Genomic DNA, 15,322 nt, shown 5'->3' with positions numbered 1-15,322 from the left:
CTGACCAAAAAAAACGACCCGTTGAGGGTCGTTTTGCCTTGCCGTAAATTTTAAAAAAAACCGTAGCTTACGCGTCAGCAGGGCGGCGACGTGGAGCGCGTGAAGCGCCGTCACGGTTATCACGGTTGAAAGAACGCTCGCGACGCTCACCGCCGTTACCTTCACGGCGTTCACCACCGCCGAAAGAACGACGTGGTGCAGCGCCATCACGACGTTCGCCACCAGGACGACCACCGCCACGACGTTCTGGCTGTGCAACTGCATCACCCATCAACTGCATATTCATTGGTTTGTTCAGAATACGCGTACGGGTGAAATGTGATAACAGATCGCCCGGCATACCTTTCGGCAGTTCAATCGTCGAGTGAGACGCAAACAGCTTAATGTTACCGATATAGCGGCTGCTGATATCCCCTTCGTTGGCGATGGCACCAACAATGTGGCGAACTTCAACGCCGTCATCACGACCTACTTCAATACGATACAGTTCCATCTCACCAGCATCACGACGCTCACGACGTTGCGGACGGTCACCGTCACGGCTGTCACGAGAATCGCGAGGATCACGACGACGATCGCCGCGTGAATCACTGCGAGACTCATCACGATCGCGGAATTCGCGACGAGGACGGAAGACCGGATCGGGTGGCAGAATCAGAGGACGTTCGCCCTGCGCCATTTTCAGCAGCGCAGCAGCCAGCGTTTCAACATCCAGCTCTTCCTGCGGCTGCAATTTCGTCAACAGCGCACGGTACATATCCAGATCGCTGCTTTCCAGCTGTTGCTGTACTTTAGCGGCAAACTTAGCCAGACGACGTTGACCCAGCAATTCTGCATTTGGCAATTCCACTTCTGGAATGGTCAGCTTCATTGTGCGCTCAACGTTGCGCAGCAGGCGACGTTCACGGTTTTCGACGAACAGCAGAGCGCGACCCGCACGACCTGCACGACCGGTACGGCCAATACGGTGAACGTAAGACTCGGCATCCATCGGGATATCGTAGTTGACTACCAGGCTGATACGCTCAACGTCCAGACCACGCGCCGCAACATCGGTCGCGATCAGGATATCAAGGCGACCATCTTTCAGACGCTCCAGCGTTTGCTCACGCAGCGCCTGATTCATGTCACCGTTCAGCGCGGCACTGTTGTAACCGCTGCGCTCCAGCGCTTCGGCCACTTCCAGCGTTGCATTCTTGGTACGAACGAAAATAATCGCCGCATCAAAATCTTCCGCTTCCAGGAAACGTACCAGCGCTTCATTTTTACGCATACCCTGCACCGTCCAGTAGCTCTGGCTGATGTCTGGGCGCGTAGTAATGCTTGATTGAATGCGAACTTCTTGCGGATCTTTCATGAAACGGCGCGTAATGCGGCGGATCGCTTCTGGCATAGTCGCAGAGAACAGTGCAGTCTGATGTTCAGCAGGGATCTGAGCCATGATGTTTTCAACATCTTCGATGAAGCCCATACGCAGCATTTCATCCGCTTCGTCCAGCACCAGACCACTCAGGTTGGACAGATCCAGCGTACCGCGTTTCAGGTGATCCAGCAGACGGCCCGGCGTACCGACAACAATCTGTGCTCCGCCACGCAAAGCGCGCAGTTGCACGTCATAGCGCTGACCGCCGTACAGTGCGACGACATTCACGCCGTGCATATGTTTGGAGAAATCATTGCAGGCCTCTGCTACCTGCACCGCCAGTTCGCGGGTCGGTGCCAGCACCAGAATCTGTGGTGCTTTAAGCTCAGGTTTCAGATTGTTCAGTAATGGCAGAGAGAACGCTGCTGTTTTACCGCTACCGGTCTGTGCCATACCCAGCACATCGCGACCATTCAGCAGGTGAGGAATACATTCCGCCTGAATCGGAGACGGTTTTTCATAGCCCAAATCAGTCAGGGCATTAAGAATAGAGGTGTTCAGCCCCAAATCGGCAAAAGAAGTTACTAAATCAGTCATGTACACGTGCCTCATTAAACATGGCGGCCAGTCTACATAACTCGTCGTGAAAATTTTCAGTCATTTTCATTGAAAAGTGTGAACCGGCTCAAATTGGATTAAAAAGCGAACAAAAAAGCCCTCACCGGTGAAGGTGATAACCGAAGTTTTTCAGGCTGATATAAGTGTTCGTCAGCTATTGCTGGTCCGATCCTGATAGGTCGTCTTGCTCTTGGCCTAATAGCGCCAATTCCAACAATGCATAGCGGTGCTCAACAAAGTTATGAACGTTGTTGGCAACCGTCAGCTTGAACAGCGCCAAAGCGGTGTTCTTGTCCCCCAGACTTAGGTAGTGCTTACCTAAATAGAAGTCAGTTTCACTGAGATGCTCAGCGAGCGAAGTGTTATCCGTAGCTTCTACCTGTAAACGCTGCATCAGTGTTTTTTCACTGATACTGCCCAGATAGAATTCGACAATATTCCATCCCCAAGGCCCTTTCTTGGCGTCGTCATAGCGTTTTTTCAACGCAATTTTGGCCGTCTCTGGATTGATTTCTCGCTCCACGAGATACAGCCATAACGAACGGAAAGGATCATTCGGATCGTCTCGATAAAACGCCAGCAGATCATCCTGCGCTAACAGGTAGCGACCGCCATAATACAAAGCGATGCCCCGGTTTAAACGCGCGTAATTGTAAGTTGGATCAAGCTCTAGTACAGAATCAAACGCTTCATAGGCAGCATCAAAATTGCCTGCCTGCGTTAAATAGATACCCAAATAGTTAAAAACTTCTGGAATATCAGGGCGGATCGTCAACGCTTGTGAAAAATCATTCCGCGCCAATGCCCGTAACCCGAGACTATCATACAGCACTCCGCGCTCATATAATAGCTGTGCTCGTTCATCATCGGTTAATGCCCGGCTTGCAAGGATTTGCTCCATGCGTGCCAGAATCACTTCCTGCTGCAAAGTAGGCTGTAACGGAATCGCCAATACTGCGTCTTTACGCCAATCCGTGTTGCTGCATCCTGCCAGCATGAGTGCTGTTGCAACATAACACCAGCGCAAGAAAGGCTTCATTTCCCACTCCCGAAGACAAACATTGGATGAACATCCTGTCCCGGACCGCTCGACGCAAGGACATCCATACCCTTACGACACACGCGGCACCTTGCCATAATAATCAGGCAAGGTGCCATAAGACCGTTTTCTAACAGTCGTTATTCCTCAGAAGACGGGGCTGCCGCTTCCTGAGTTGGCGCATTGGCTTCTTTGATGCTTAAGCGCACACGGCCCTGACGATCAACTTCCAGAACCTTAACCGGTACTTCCTGACCCATTTGCAGGTAGTCAGTCACTTTCTCTACGCGCTTGTCGGCGATCTGAGAAATATGTACCAGGCCTTCTTTGCCGCCGCCAATAGCGACGAAAGCACCAAAATCAACGATGCGGGTAACTTTACCCTGATACACGCGGCCGACTTCGATTTCGGCAGTGATCTCTTCAATACGACGAATCGCGTGTTTCGCTTTTTCGCCGTCGGTTGAAGCGATCTTCACTGTACCATCGTCTTCGATTTCAATAGTCGTGCCTGTTTCTTCCGTCAGCGCACGAATCACTGAACCACCTTTACCGATCACGTCTTTAATCTTATCGGTGCTGATCTTGATGGTGTGAATACGCGGTGCGAATTCAGAGATATCGCCACGCGGCGTACTGATCGCCTGCTCCATCACGCCCAGAATGTGCAAACGTGCACCTTTGGCCTGATTCAAAGCAACCTGCATGATCTCACGGGTAATCCCTTCGATCTTGATATCCATCTGCAGCGCGGTGATACCTTCACGGCTACCGGCAACTTTAAAGTCCATATCGCCCAGGTGGTCTTCATCACCCAGAATGTCGGACAGAACAACAAAGTTGTCGCCTTCTTTCACCAGACCCATCGCGATACCCGCAACGGCTGATTTGATCGGCACACCAGCATCCATCAGAGCCAGAGAAGCACCGCAGACAGACGCCATAGAAGAAGAACCGTTGGATTCCGTGATTTCAGACACTACACGCACGGTGTACGGGAATTCGTTCGCCTTCGGCATGACTGCCAATACGCCACGCTTAGCCAGACGACCGTGACCGATTTCACGACGCTTAGGTGAACCGACCATACCGGTTTCACCAACAGAGTACGGAGGGAAGTTGTAGTGCAGCAGGAAGCGATCGGTACGTTCACCGGTCAGTTCGTCGATATTCTGCGCATCACGCTCTGTCCCCAACGTAGCCGTTACCAACGCCTGCGTTTCACCACGGGTGAACAGTGCAGAACCGTGAGTACGCGGCAGTACGCCAGTACGCACATCCAGACCACGAATCATGTCTTTTTCACGGCCATCGATACGCGGTTCGCCAGCCAGCACACGGCTACGTACGACATTTTTCTCAACGTTACCCAGAATTTCCTGGATCTCACCCGCATTCAGTGTTTCGTCTTCGGCTTGCAGAGCGGCAACAACATCAGCTTTGATGACGTCGACTTGTGCATAACGCTCTTGTTTTTCAGTGATGCGGTAAGCGTCACCCAGACGTGCTTCAGACAAAGCCTGTACACGCTGCTCTAAAGAAACGTTAACGTCTGGTGCATGCCATTCCCACTTCGGTTTGCCTGCTTCAGCAACCAGTGAGTTGATGTTCTGGATAACGATCTGCTGTTGCTCGTGACCAAACACCACAGCACCCAGCATCTGATCTTCACTCAGCAGATCGGCTTCGGATTCCACCATCAGAACCGCGCCTTCTGTACCGGCAACCACCAGATCCAGACGGCTTTCTTTCAGCTCATCCATCGTTGGGTTCAGGACATACTGGTCGTTTAGGTAACCAACACGCGCCGCACCAATAGGGCCGTTGAACGGAATACCAGACAGGCTCAGCGCCGCAGAGGCACCAATCATGGCAACGATGTCAGGGCTAACCTGCGGGTTAACAGAAACGACGGTCGCAATCACCTGAACTTCATTCAGGAAACCTTCTGGGAACAGAGGGCGAATCGGGCGGTCGATCAGGCGGGAAATCAGCGTTTCGCCTTCGCTTGGACGGCCTTCACGGCGGAAAAAACCACCAGGGAAACGTCCAGCAGCGTAAGTACGCTCCTGATAGTTAACCGTTAATGGGAAGAAACTTTGGCCGGGTTTGGCGTTTTTGGCGCCAACAACGGTAACGAATACCGCGGTGTCATCCATGCTTACCATCACAGCGGCGGTAGCCTGGCGTGCCATCATACCCGTCTCTAACGTGACGGTATGCTGACCATATTGGAACTTACGAACGATCGGATTCAGCAAAATAATATCCTTAGCTGGGGCGCGCTACATGTATTCAAGATAAACGCGCCAGTGAACTCCCGATCTTTGCACTACATTCTCACGACTAATGACAACCCTTATCTTGCTTATGCAGATAAAGCCTCTCATTAGCCGCGCGAACCTCTGTAATGAAAGATCATATTAACAACAATACACTACTCTGTTTTGCTAACGCTTCCTAGAAGAAAGGGGCCAAAAGAGGCCCCTTCCCACTGAAACTCAGAAGACTTAGCGACGCAGACCCAGACGCTCGATCAGACTGGTGTAACGTGCTACATCTTTACGCTTCAGGTAGTCCAGCAGCTTACGACGCTGAGAAACCATACGCAGCAGACCACGACGGCTGTGGTGATCTTTTTTGTGCTCAGAAAAGTGGCCTTGCAGATGGTTGATCTGCGCAGTCAGCAAAGCAACCTGAACTTCAGTAGAACCACTATCGTTAGTGCCACGACCGAAGTCTGCTACGATTTTAGCTTTAGCTTCAACACTTAGAGACATTGTAATACTCCAAACATTATAGATAAAAAAACAGGCGCCGATCTCTAATTCAGCCACCCAATAGTCAAGCCGCGCTATTCTACCCTCAGCGTTCTGCGATAGCAAGGCAGCAACAGGCGGGTTTACACCGGAAACTCAACAACCAGACGACGTGGCGCAACGCGGCCATCGCTGTCGATTTCGCCCATTCCGATAAATTTGTGTTCGTCACCTTCAGTGATTCTCACCATGCCGTTCAAGGGCGCACTCGCTGCCTGAACCGCTTGCCCCAGCTTCAAATAACCAGCAACAACCGGCGTCAGATTCACCTCAGGAAAATCAATGACTGGGCTTTCCATCGGCATGAGCAACGGATCGAGACTCTGCGCAAGCGGGTGCTCTTGTGTTTGAGCCTGCTCAGCCAAAGTCGCTAGCTGCTCCAGCGTCACCATTCTTTCGGTAGGATAGGTGGCAACCTGTAAACGACGCAGGTAAATCACATGCGCGCCGCAGCCCAGCTTTTCGCCCAGATCGTCAATAATGGTACGGATGTACGTGCCTTTCGAGCAGTGAATCTCCAGCTCCAGCTCATCCCCTTCCCAGCGAATGAACTGGAGTTCGTACACGGTGATTTCACGGGCTTCACGCGGAACCGTCAGCCCCTGACGCGCATACTCATAAAGCTTACGCCCCTGATACTTCAGCGCCGAATACATGGATGGTACTTGCTGCGTGGTGCCACGAAAGCCCTCCAGCGCCTGCTCCAGATCGGTAGCAGAAAAACCAATCGCACGTTCTTCAATCACGTTGCCGTCGGCATCAGAAGTGTCGGTTCGTTGCCCAAGCCGAGCAATGACACGGTAGCGTTTATCAGAATCCAGCAAATACTGAGAAAATTTTGTCGCTTCCCCAAGACAAATCGGCAGCATACCGGTGGCTAATGGATCCAACGCCCCCGTATGGCCCGCTCTGTTAGCGTTAAAAATCCGTTTTACCTTCTGCAAAACATCATTAGACGACACGCCCTGCGGCTTATCTAATAACAATACGCCGTGTACATCACGGCCACGGCGGCGAGGACGACTCATTAATCCTCCTGGTCTTCGCCCGTAGCAGGACGACGTTCCGCATCATTTCTGACCACATTGGTCACCAGATTGGACATTCTCATCCCTTCAACCAATGAGTTGTCGTAGGAGAATGTTAAGGCCGGAACGACACGCAAGCGCATTGCCTTGCCAACCAGGGTACGGATAAAGCCAGAAGCATCCTGCAATGCTTTCACAGCTGTTTGAACTTGCTCTGGTTCGTTATCATTCAGGAAGGTCACAAAAACTTTGGCATAGGCCAAGTCACGGGACACTTCCACACCGGAGACGGTCGCCATGCCGATGCGCGGATCTTTCACTTCACGTTGAATGATAATGGCGATTTCTTTTTGCATTTCCTGCGCAACGCGCTGGGTGCGGCTGAATTCTTTTGCCATGATAAATCCTCAAGTAAAAATCGGGGGGCACTAGGCCCCCCTTACGAATCATTTACGTCGTCGCTGAAAACGGATTACGCGATCGTACGTTTGATCTCAATCGTTTCAAAGACTTCGATCATATCGCCAGGGCGAACATCATTGTAGTTCTTCACGCCGATACCACATTCCATGCCGTTACGGACTTCGTTAACGTCATCTTTGAAGCGGCGCAGAGATTCCAGCTCGCCTTCATAGATCACCACGTTGTCACGCAGTACACGGATCTTGTTGTGACGTTTAACGATACCTTCCGTCACCATACAACCAGCGATAGCGCCAAATTTCGGTGATTTAAAGACATCACGCACTTCGGCCAGACCGATGATCTCTTGCTTATATTCCGGCGCCAGCATACCGCTCATCGCCTGTTTCACTTCGTCGATCAAATCATAGATGACAGAGTAATAACGCAGATCCAGACTTTCCGCTTCAACGACGCGGCGAGCTGATGCATCTGCACGAACGTTAAAGCCAAGGATAATCGCATTCGATGCCGCTGCCAGCGTGGCGTCCGTTTCTGTGATACCGCCCACACCGGAACCGACAATCTTCACTTTCACTTCGTCAGTAGACAGTTTCTGCAGTGAGTCGGAAATCGCTTCACAAGAACCCTGAACGTCAGATTTCAGAACGATGTTCAGCTCAGAAACTTCACCTTCTGTCATGTTGGCAAACATGTTTTCCAGTTTAGATTTCTGCTGACGAGCCAGTTTAACTTCACGGAATTTACCTTGACGATACAAGGCCACTTCACGCGCTTTCTTCTCGTCACGAACAACCGTTGCTTCGTCACCTGCGGCAGGCACACCGGACATACCGAGAATTTCGACAGGAATAGAAGGACCCGCAGACGTGATCTCACGACCTAACTCATCGCGCATCGCACGAACACGGCCATATTCGAAGCCGCACAGAACGATATCGCCTTTATTCAGCGTACCTTCACGTACCAGTACGGTTGCAACCGGGCCACGACCTTTATCCAGGAAGGATTCGATCACAACACCGTTCGCCATGCCGCTACGGACCGCTTTCAGTTCCAGAACTTCAGCCTGCAACAGAATCGCATCCAGCAGTTCATCGATACCCGTACCGGCTTTAGCGGATACGTGGACAAACTGAGATTCGCCGCCCCACTCTTCCGGCATGATGCCGTACTGAGACAGTTCAGTTTTCACACGGTCTGGATCAGAATCAGGCTTATCGATTTTGTTTACTGCAACAACAACCGGAACCTGAGCCGCTTTCGCATGCTGGATCGCTTCGATGGTCTGAGGCATCACGCCATCATCCGCTGCAACAACCAGTACCACGATATCCGTTGCCTGAGCACCACGAGCACGCATTGCGGTAAACGCGGCGTGTCCCGGTGTATCCAGGAACGTGATCATACCGTTGTCAGTTTCAACGTGGTAAGCACCGATGTGCTGGGTAATACCACCCGCTTCACCTGCTGCTACTTTCGTTGAACGAATATAGTCAAGCAGTGAGGTTTTACCGTGGTCAACGTGACCCATGATGGTCACGACGGGTGCGCGGGATTCCGCTGCAACACCGGTATCACGGTCACTCATTACCGCTTCTTCCAGCTCGTTCTCACGACGCAGGATGACTTTATGGCCCATCTCTTCCGCGACGAGTTGCGCAGTTTCCTGGTCGATGACTTGGTTGATGGTTGCCATTGCGCCCAGTTTCATCATCGTCTTGATGACCTGAGAGCCTTTAACGGCCATTTTGTTAGCCAGTTCAGCAACGGTAACCGTTTCGCCGATGATCACATCGCGGTTCACTGCCTGAGCGGGCTTATTGAAGCTCTGTTGCAGTGTACTTGGCTTACGTTTACCTTTACCGCCACGGGTAACGGCACGCGCTTCTTCACGGTCAGCCTTGGACTCAGACTGGCGATTACCTTTCTTCTGCTTGGTGACTTTGGCTGCGCGAGTACGGGTACGGCGCTCACCTTCAACCTGGCGGTCGTTTTCATCTTCCGCTTCGCGGGCATGATGAGAGGTCGTCACATGATAATCGGCAGATTCTTCAGGTTTAGCGCTTTCCGCTTCCCAACGCCCGGCATTTTCTTCAGCCATACGGCGAGCTTCTTCAGCAATACGACGAGCTTCTTCTTCAACCTTAAGACGTGCAGTTTCTTCTGCTTTACGCTTAAGTTCGGCAGCTTCCGCTTCACGTTTCGCTTTCTCAGACTGAGCCGGCTTGGTCATATTTTCGTTTTGTTGGTTCGTCACTTTTTCTTTTTCCGCTACATCACGCTTAGCTTTTTCAGCGGCCTCACGTTTGGCTTGCTCGTCGGCAGCACGCTTCGCTTTCTCAGCAGCTTCGCGCAGATCGGCCTCGCGTTTAGCCTGCTCTTCAGCGGCACGTTGTGCCTGTTCTTCCGCTTCACGCCGTGCCTGCTCTTCCTCTTCAGCCTGTTGGGCATCAATCGGATCGCGTTTTACATAAGTGCGTGTCTTGCGGACTTCGATCTGCACCGACTTACTTTTTCCGCCGGTGCTAGGGACATTTAACGTGCTGCGCGTTTTGCGTTGCAGCGTCAATTTACTCGGTGCATTACCGCGATCGCGGTTCAAATGCGCCAATAACGTTTCTTTTTCATGCTGGGTCACAGAGTCCGATGCAGACTTGGTCATTCCCGCATCAGCAAACTGCTGTATCAGGCGGTCAACCGGCGTCTGAATCTCTGCGGCCAGCGATTTTACGGTTACATCTGTCATGCTGTTCCTTTCCTGCTACAGTTCGTTATTCGTTGTCGTCGCCAAACCAACAGATATTACGTGCGGCCATAATCAATTCGCCCGCTTGCTCATCATTGAGCTCTTCAATATCTGTCAGGTCGTCAACACCCTGTTCAGCAAGATCTTCCAGCGTACAAACACCGATCGCAGCAAGCTTGAACGCCAACTCACGCGACAGCCCAGGCAAGCCAAGCAAGTCTTCAGCAGGTTGACCGTCACCAAGGCTTTCTTCATGCGCCAGTGCCAGCGTTGTTAATGCGGCTTTCGCACGCTCACGCAATGCTTCAACGGTTTCTTCATTGAGGCCTTCGATGGCCAACAGTTCCTTGATTGGCACGTAAGCCAGTTCTTCAAGTGAGGAGAAACCTTCTTCAACCAGCACGGTGGCAAACTCGTCATCGATATCAAGGTGCTTGGTAAAGACGTCGATTGCAGCATGTGCTTCAGCCTGATGCTTGGCTTGAAGATCTTCCACTGTCATCACGTTCAGTTCCCAACGATCGTCTGAACGATGCTGTTTTAACAGTTGGGAAGCCAAACGTACGTTCTGCCCGTTTCGACCAATCGCCTGAGCAAGATTGCTCGACTCGACAGCGATATCCATCGTGCAGGTGTCTTCATCCACCACGATCGATACCACATCGGCAGGTGCCATGGCATTGATGACAAACTGCGCAGGATTATCATCCCACAGAATGATATCAATACGCTCGCCGCCCAGCTCGCTGGAAACAGCCTGAACACGTGCGCCGCGCATACCGACACAAGCACCGACAGGATCGATACGTTTGTCGTTCGTCTTCACTGCAATTTTCGCACGTGAACCCGGATCGCGGGCCGCTGCCTTAATCTCGATAACTTCTTCACCGATTTCTGGCACTTCAATGCGGAAGAGTTCAACCAGCATTTCCGGACGGGAACGGCTGACAAACAGTTGAGCACCGCGAGCTTCAGGACGAACAGAGTACAGCACGCCACGAATACGGTCGCCAGGGCGGAAATTTTCACGAGGCAGCATGTCTTCGCGGCCAATTACCGCTTCTGCACTGGTGTTAGAGCCATCGATTGGTCTGACTTCAAGCGAAATATTATCACGGTTCACCTTTTTCACGACACCGGTGATAATCTCGCCTTCTTGCTCACGGAACTGATCAACAACCATCGCACGTTCTGCTTCACGAACTTTCTGTACGATGACTTGTTTTGCCGTTTGCGTCGTAATGCGGTCAAACGTTACGGATTCGATTTGATCTTCAACGTAACCGCCGACATCAAGAGCAGGATCCTCGAACTGCGCCGCTTCAAGCGTAATTTCACGCGTTGGCTGAGTGACTTCATTCACCACTAACCAACGACGGAAGGTATCGAAATCGCCCGTTTTGCGATCGATACTGACGCGGACATCAATTTCCTGCTCATATTTTTTCTTGGTCGCTGTCGCCAGTGCGGTTTCCAGCGCTTCAAAAATCTTCTCGCGCGGAAGGGCTTTCTCATTGGAAACTGCTTCAACAACAGCCAGAATCTCTTTGTTCATCCTAGTTGCCTCATCCAAACTTTAAAAGTGGGGTACAAGATTCGCTTTCTGAATGTTGCTCAGCGCGAATACTTCATCTTTGCCTTCCACTGTTATGGTGATCATTTCGCCGTCAACAGCTTTGATCACACCCAACCATTTACGGCGATTCTGGACTGCCATACGCAGCACCACGGTGACTTCTTCACCAACGAAATGCAGATAATGTGCTGCCGTGAATAAGGGACGCTCAAGTCCTGGAGACGAAACCTCCAGGTTATAGGCGACAGTGATTGGATCTTCTACGTCCAATACCGCACTGACCTGGTGGCTGACATCAGCACAATCATCAACAGTGATTCCATCTTCACTATCAATATAGATACGCAGCGTCGATTGGCGACTACGGATGAATTCAATCCCAACCAATTCGTAGCCTAATGCGGCAACGGGTGCTGAAATCATCTCTGTTAATTTTTGCTCTAATGTGGACAAGTCCACCCCCAAGACATAAAAAAAGGGCCTAATAGCCCAGTTGTTTGTTGCCAAATAACAAAAAACCCCGATAAATCGGGGCTTTATGCAACTGGACCCTAATACCGCTTACCGATGCGGCATAACTTTCGGTGAAGGATTTTTTCAAAAATCACTGCAAAAAGAGATAGAAATTGAGTGAAGAACGTATTTGAAAAAACACTTTACTGGAAGTTAAGTGGTTGCGGGGGCCGGATTTGAACCGACGACCTTCGGGTTATGAGCCCGACGAGCTACCAAGCTGCTCCACCCCGCGTCCGAAATCGTGGCAAATACTACGCTGACAACTGCACAAATGCAAGTCATCCATAGGATTGGTTCGAAGGCGATTCTTATACGCGAAATACATTCTTTTGTCAATAATCATGGTGGGCGTAGAAGCGGCTACCGCGTGATGGCATTCCACTGTTCATAAACAGGTCTTGTGTCGTCACGCTAGCCACAAAACAGGCCAACCGCTGCAAAAAAGGCACAGACGCCTGGAATAGCTGAAAAAGGTGATGCTGTGGGGGATTCCCTGGTGCGTAAATCAAACAATAACTCAATAATATAATGGTGTAGAATTTATCTTCGTTCTTCTTCTAATAGTACGATCGCAGCCTGTGTTCTGTTACGCACATTAAGCCGCCTGAAAATCGACTCCAGGTGCGATTTCACCGTTCCTGCACTGATGTTTAACGTCCGACTGATTTGTTTGTTAGAAGCGCCTGACGCTATCAGTTGTAGAACCTCATGCTGCCTTTCACTGAGTTTGCCTTTTACGCTGTTATCGACACTCCACCCCTCATAGATCACCCCATCATCCGGCAAACAGACCATACCCATCGATACCGTTTTTAATGCCTGAGCAATAGAATCAACGGGTGATGTTTTAAGAATGACGCCCATAACATGGTGTTTCAGATAGTAATTCAAAATATGTCTTTCAATAGTATCAACCATCACAATCACACTGGCGCTAATATATTTTTCATGTAGAACCTCAAGGAATAAACTGTATTCTTCATTTTCTTTATTACAATTTAGTAAAATAAAAGCGTTGTTCATCTCCTCGAGGAAAGGCCATACTTCGTCAATTTCCTTTACGCCAACAATATTGACACCGTGCATAAAATCATTCAGCCCAACAGATAACCCCTGAATGAAAACAGGGGATTTGTCAATGATAACAACGTTCACCATGCAATCTCCATTTACCTTTATTTTAAAATGCCATATTTAAAAACACCCTCTAAGAAGTTTTAGCCTATCTTGAAAGATATGATGTCACGCCATTTGGCATATGCCGTTTACCTTATAGACTGGGCTATATTCATTCGCACATACTGACATGATATTTTTAGATTACCGACTCAAAGAGGAATACTTTTAGCAATGAAATACTATCTCAAAACACGTTCTAATGGCGTAATGATTTCATAAAGATAAGAAATATTTACCGAAGACATTTAAAACATGAATAAATATAAAACAGGGGGTAAATAGCCTATGCCATATTGCATTACACCTTTAACACAATGGCTGATACGCGCCCGCCTCATTAGCTGTTAACGTCTTCTCAAATTATCATTTATTTCACTCCAGGCTATTTGTTTTTATCGCCTGAAGAATAAGATAAGGAGAACAAATGTCATTCAAGAACTGGATAACGGGGGAAAATAAAAAAACAGAAAATGGCGATAATACTCAAAAAGCCCCCTCCCATTCCACACTGAACGATAGCATCACGTCACCAAAGGCAATGACGCTAGCGGACATTGCTCGCGGCATGCAGCATGCAGCCACAGCCGCCAATCAATTTATCGCTCATCAATATCAACAAACTCTCGATCCATTTTTTGAACGTAACGCTGATGGCGTGTTAACCCCAAAGACGGTTGCGATTCAACTCGATCCCCGACACCACGTCGAACTGCCTCTGGTTGCCCTTTCTACCCCAAGAGGGTTGATGCTGGAAAAAATGAAAGTACAAATGACAGTGAGAACTGATGCGGTCAGTCAGGACGACATAGACTCATCTTTAGACGATCATCACATCACTAATTTTCACGTCAGCATGTCACCTTCAGGCAAAAACAAAAAAGGCAGGAATAGTCAGCACGTCGATATAGAAATGCAATTCACTGCGCTGGATCCTCCAGAAAGCATCATGCGGTTAATTGATGAATACACCAATCTCATTCTCCCCCGAATAACGCAAAAGGAAAAAAACAATGGCTAATATTCCAGACACGATCAATGAAGCCGGTCTCGATCTCATTAAGAGCTTTGAAGGATTGAAATTAACAAAGTATCTCGATACCGCAGGCAGATGGACCATTGGGTATGGACATTTAATACTGCCACATGAAAATTTTGATAACGGCATTACCCTTCAGGAAGCCGACTTACTATTACGGCAGGACTTAAAAACAGCGGAAGCCGGTGTTCAACATTATGTGAATGTTGATCTCAACGGAAATCAATTTGGTGCACTAACATCATTTACCTACAATCTGGGAGTAGAAAGTCTGGAAACGTCGACATTATTACGTCTGCTGAATCAGGGTAATTATAACGCCGCTGCCGATCAATTTCCACGTTGGGACAAAGATGGTGAACAAGTTGTGGAAGGACTCCTGCGCCGTAGAGAAGCAGAGAAAGCACTGTTCCTACAATCCATCACACCAAGCTAATAGTAAAAATTTAAAAAGGTTATTTCATAGAAAAAATCATTGTGGATATATTATGGATACTTCAGAACTTCCTATCATTTATGACATTCTGATCAGTGATATTATTGCATCCGTTGCCGGATTATTCGGCGGCCTCAGTATTTCCTTCTTTTGGCGACCGCAGAAACTGAATAACTACGACAAATTTATTGCCGCATTAATCATTATCATCATCAGCATTTCAGCGGCCTTCTCACTGGTAGGGATTATCGCCGAGTTGCTGCACGTTAATATTAGTAAAATGGAGAACGCAATAGGATTAGGTTATCTGGTTGGCGCGATTAGCGTAGGCCTGGTTACGCTAATCGCAAATTTCTTCAGCTATCGGGAGAATAACGATATTCTGGATGTTGCATCGGAAATAAAACAGGCCAAGAAAGGCGTTCATTTGATTACTGAGGCCCGGAAAAAAATGCCCGATGACAAAAATTCGTCAGACAATTAATGCCCTATTTTCAGCTGTAAGTCGTCCGCAGACAGGAAGGTGCCGAACCGCCTTCC

Annotated in this window: 14 protein-coding genes and 1 tRNA gene; 3 read left to right on the top strand and 12 right to left on the bottom strand. The window is 49.5% G+C overall.

Features of this window, described 5'->3' with window-relative positions; translation table 11 throughout:
* Positions 1 to 67: 67 nt before the first annotated feature.
* The 12 genes from KKH3_RS02020 to KKH3_RS01970 all read right to left on the bottom strand — a co-directional run bounded on the left by KKH3_RS02020 (position 68) and on the right by KKH3_RS01970 (position 13,289).
* A complete protein-coding gene (locus tag KKH3_RS02020) occupies positions 68 to 1,960 on the bottom strand; it encodes a DEAD/DEAH family ATP-dependent RNA helicase (protein ID WP_039355315.1) in 1,893 nt (630 codons plus the stop codon).
* Complete coding sequence (gene yrbN / locus KKH3_RS22580) at positions 1,953 to 2,024, bottom strand: protein YrbN (protein WP_223193433.1); 72 nt, start codon at positions 2,022 to 2,024, stop codon at positions 1,953 to 1,955. The genes KKH3_RS02020 and yrbN overlap by 8 nt, the downstream gene beginning before the upstream one ends.
* A gap of 111 nt (positions 2,025 to 2,135) precedes the next feature.
* Complete coding sequence (gene nlpI, locus KKH3_RS02015; protein ID WP_010279700.1) at positions 2,136 to 3,020, bottom strand: lipoprotein NlpI; 885 nt, start codon at positions 3,018 to 3,020, stop codon at positions 2,136 to 2,138.
* Between the two features lie 140 nt (positions 3,021 to 3,160).
* On the bottom strand, positions 3,161 to 5,281 hold the full coding sequence (pnp, locus tag KKH3_RS02010) for a polyribonucleotide nucleotidyltransferase (protein WP_039355313.1): 2,121 nt from the start codon (positions 5,279 to 5,281) through the stop codon (positions 3,161 to 3,163).
* Between the two features lie 249 nt (positions 5,282 to 5,530).
* Complete coding sequence (rpsO, locus tag KKH3_RS02005; protein ID WP_010279698.1) at positions 5,531 to 5,800, bottom strand: 30S ribosomal protein S15; 270 nt, start codon at positions 5,798 to 5,800, stop codon at positions 5,531 to 5,533.
* Between the two features lie 122 nt (positions 5,801 to 5,922).
* Complete coding sequence (truB, locus tag KKH3_RS02000) at positions 5,923 to 6,867, bottom strand: tRNA pseudouridine(55) synthase TruB (protein WP_039355311.1); 945 nt, start codon at positions 6,865 to 6,867, stop codon at positions 5,923 to 5,925.
* Positions 6,867 to 7,265, bottom strand: coding sequence for a 30S ribosome-binding factor RbfA (gene rbfA / locus KKH3_RS01995; protein WP_039355309.1), 399 nt, complete (start codon positions 7,263 to 7,265; stop codon positions 6,867 to 6,869). The genes truB and rbfA overlap by 1 nt, the downstream gene beginning before the upstream one ends.
* A gap of 74 nt (positions 7,266 to 7,339) precedes the next feature.
* Positions 7,340 to 10,039: a translation initiation factor IF-2 gene (gene infB, locus KKH3_RS01990; protein WP_010300008.1), complete on the bottom strand. Its 2,700-nt coding sequence runs from the start codon at positions 10,037 to 10,039 to the stop codon at positions 7,340 to 7,342.
* A gap of 25 nt (positions 10,040 to 10,064) precedes the next feature.
* A complete protein-coding gene (nusA, locus tag KKH3_RS01985) occupies positions 10,065 to 11,594 on the bottom strand; it encodes a transcription termination factor NusA (protein ID WP_039355307.1) in 1,530 nt (509 codons plus the stop codon).
* Positions 11,595 to 11,615: 21 nt separating this feature from the next.
* The gene (gene rimP, locus KKH3_RS01980) at positions 11,616 to 12,068 is read right to left on the bottom strand and encodes a ribosome maturation factor RimP (RefSeq protein WP_010279686.1); all 453 of its coding nucleotides are present in this window, start codon (positions 12,066 to 12,068) and stop codon (positions 11,616 to 11,618) included.
* A 218-nt stretch (positions 12,069 to 12,286) separates the two neighbouring features.
* Positions 12,287 to 12,363, bottom strand: a tRNA-Met gene (locus tag KKH3_RS01975).
* Positions 12,364 to 12,671: 308 nt separating this feature from the next.
* Positions 12,672 to 13,289, bottom strand: coding sequence for a response regulator transcription factor (locus KKH3_RS01970; protein ID WP_234991480.1), 618 nt, complete (start codon positions 13,287 to 13,289; stop codon positions 12,672 to 12,674).
* 445 nt (positions 13,290 to 13,734) lie between these two features.
* Between KKH3_RS01970 and KKH3_RS01965 the strand changes: the two genes are divergently transcribed.
* The 3 genes from KKH3_RS01965 to KKH3_RS01955 are packed head-to-tail and all read left to right on the top strand — an operon-like array spanning position 13,735 to position 15,266.
* Complete coding sequence (locus KKH3_RS01965) at positions 13,735 to 14,328, top strand: DUF2589 domain-containing protein (RefSeq protein WP_039355305.1); 594 nt, start codon at positions 13,735 to 13,737, stop codon at positions 14,326 to 14,328.
* A complete protein-coding gene (locus KKH3_RS01960) occupies positions 14,321 to 14,782 on the top strand; it encodes a lysozyme (RefSeq protein WP_039355303.1) in 462 nt (153 codons plus the stop codon). The genes KKH3_RS01965 and KKH3_RS01960 overlap by 8 nt, the downstream gene beginning before the upstream one ends.
* 52 nt (positions 14,783 to 14,834) lie before the next feature.
* Positions 14,835 to 15,266 carry a hypothetical protein gene (locus tag KKH3_RS01955; RefSeq protein WP_039355301.1) on the top strand — a complete coding sequence of 144 codons (432 nt, stop codon included), beginning with the start codon at positions 14,835 to 14,837 and terminating at the stop codon, positions 15,264 to 15,266.
* Positions 15,267 to 15,322: the final 56 nt, after the last annotated feature.

The organism is Pectobacterium actinidiae (genome assembly GCF_000803315.1).
Classification (GTDB): domain Bacteria; phylum Pseudomonadota; class Gammaproteobacteria; order Enterobacterales; family Enterobacteriaceae; genus Pectobacterium; species Pectobacterium actinidiae.
Note: the sequence above shows the minus strand (reverse complement) of the source record. Positions and strands in the feature narration are given on the sequence as shown.